Annotated in this window: 1 protein-coding gene and 1 pseudogene; both read left to right on the top strand. The window is 62.7% G+C overall.

Annotation, left to right across the window (positions count from 1 at the left end):
- Window positions 1-308: Fur family transcriptional regulator (locus EE949_RS18295; protein WP_164666801.1), on the top strand; the 308-nt coding region annotated here is incomplete at its 5' end.
- Window positions 308-413, top strand: a pseudogene (locus EE949_RS18290) (zinc ABC transporter ATP-binding protein); the annotation flags it as partial. The gene EE949_RS18295 and the pseudogene EE949_RS18290, both read left to right, overlap by 1 nt.

Below are 413 nucleotides of genomic sequence, written 5' to 3'. Positions count from 1 at the left end.
TTGCGGTCCTGAGCGAAGAAGATGGCCGTCGCGCTGCGCCGCCAACGGTCTACCGCGCCCTGGATTTCCTGCTGGAAAACGGCCTGGTCCATCGCATCGCGTCCCTTAACGCCTTCACCGGCTGCAACCACCCGACCCACGCGCATCAGGGCCAGTTCCTGATCTGCCGCGAGTGTCATGCGGCTATCGAGTTGCAGCACCCGGCCATCAGCAATGCCGTGGTCGGTGCTGCGGTCGAGGTCGGTTTCGAGGTCGAAGGTCAGACCGTCGAAATCGTCGGCATCTGCGCTGGTTGCAAGGCTGCCTGATGAGTGACGCGCTGATTCGCCTGGAACAGGTGGCCGTCACGCTGTCCGGGCAAAACGTGCTGGATAACATTCAGCTGAGCGTCAAACCCGGCGAGATCGTGACCC

The organism is Pseudomonas viridiflava (genome assembly GCF_900602065.1).
Taxonomy (GTDB): Bacteria; Pseudomonadota; Gammaproteobacteria; order Pseudomonadales; family Pseudomonadaceae; genus Aquipseudomonas.
This window is presented reverse-complemented; position numbering and strand designations above follow the sequence as displayed.